1 protein-coding gene is annotated in these 1,642 nt (G+C 60.2%); it reads right to left on the bottom strand.

Features of this window, described 5'->3' with window-relative positions; genetic code table 11:
- Positions 1-259 precede the first annotated feature (259 nt).
- Positions 260-1,405, bottom strand: coding sequence for an acyl-CoA dehydrogenase family protein (locus IT540_RS20665; protein WP_291181767.1), 1,146 nt, complete (start codon positions 1,403-1,405; stop codon positions 260-262).
- Positions 1,406-1,642 lie beyond the last annotated feature (237 nt).

Here is a 1,642-nt window from a genome sequence, read left to right as displayed (position 1 = left end):
TCCGGGAGTCGTCGAGATCGGACTCCTCAACGGGCGAAGAGATGTACTCGTGTCTGCAGCGCTGTGCGTACGGAACCACTTCGGAAGCAAGCCTTCGGTTTTCACGTCTTGCACCGACCCGCTCTAGGCAAACGATGTCCGCATCCAACGCGGAACCAATAACTGGTTTCTCTGGGCATATCGCCACGAGGTCTGAATCGACTTCAGCCGGCCGGGCAGACCAACAGACAACTGCTGCGTGGGGACGTTCAACGGGTCGCTACAACGACCGCGCGATCATTTCCTTCATGATTTCACTCGTACCACCATAGATCCGACGTACCCGGGCGTCCAGGTACAGGCGAGAGATGAGGTACTCGTTCATGTAGCCATAGCCGCCATGAAGTTGGAGACACTCATCGATCACCTTGCCATGCAATTCGGTCAACCACCATTTCGCCATGGACGAGGTGATCATATCAACGTGCCCAGCGGCCAATTCGGTCACGCAACGATCGATGAACGTGCGCGCCACCTTGATCTGGGTGGCGATTTCCGCCAGCTTGAATCGGGTATTCTGGAATTCGGCAATCGGTCGGCCAAATGCATGGCGCCCGCGTACGTAGCTCAGTGTCGCATCGTACGCTCCCTCCATCGCGGCCACCGCCGTGATTCCGATCGTGACGCGCTCATAGCATAGTCCGGACAACTGTCCGAAACCCTTCCCCTCCACCCCGCCGAGCAGGTTACAGGCTGGCACCCGTACGTCGTCGAAGAACAGCTCGGCGGTGTCCTGCGCCTTCTGGCCAATCTTGTCCAGAACGCGCCCGACTCGATAGCCGTTCAAGCCTTCAGTCTCCAGAATCAGGATCGACATGCCGCGGGCGCCTTCGCCAGCGTCGGTCTTGGCGACCACGAGCACGATGCCGGCGAGTAGACCATTGCTGATGAAGATCTTCGAGCCGTTCAGCACGTAGTCGCCGTCGACGCGTCGGGCGGTAGTGCGAATACCCTGCACATCCGAGCCGGCGTCAGGCTCGGTGACTGCGATTGCGCCAACCAGTTCGCCGCTTGCCATACGCGGCAGGTACCGGCGCCTCTGGTCCTCGTTCGCGTGGTCCAGCAGGAAGCGCGCGACCAGCGAATGCGCTGAGATCGCCATACCAGTCAGGCTGCGACGTGCAAGTTCGTGATTGAAGACGGCCTCATGCCGATAGTCGCCGCCGCCACCACCGTACTCCTCCGGCACGTCGAGGCACAGCAGCCCAAGCTCCCCCGCCCTTCGCCATAGGGCGTGACCGACGTTGCCACGCTTGCGGGCGGCTTCGTCGTCCGGAAGCACTTCGCTCTCGATGAAGCGGACGATTGTGCTGCGCAGCAGCACCAGATCAGCATCCATCCAGGAGGGCTCAAAGTCGATCGTCATCTTCAGTCCCTGCGCTCGAACTGGAATTTTTACCTGCCATATAATTATAATAAGCTTTCTATACGATTGTGCTGGCCGACGATGCGCTTGTCCCGGGCCGACATAGGCTTCCTGCTTGCCGACGTCTCGCACTTGATGCGGCGCGCCATGGCACGGCGCCTTAACGGAAGCACGTTGACCTTCGCACAGGCGCGCGCGATGGTCCACCTGTCGCGCCACGAGGGAATCCGTCAAGTC

The sequence above is a fragment of the Hyphomicrobium sp. genome, assembly GCF_020852195.1.
Classification (GTDB): domain Bacteria; phylum Pseudomonadota; class Alphaproteobacteria; order Rhizobiales; family Hyphomicrobiaceae; genus Hyphomicrobium_C.
Note: the sequence above shows the minus strand (reverse complement) of the source record. Positions and strands in the feature narration are given on the sequence as shown.

Excerpts from the sequence above, each read along its gene's own strand:
- IT540_RS20665 (WP_291181767.1), bottom strand. The coding sequence starts at position 1,405 with ATGACGATCGACTTTGAGCCCTCCTGGATGGATGCTGATCTGGTGCTG.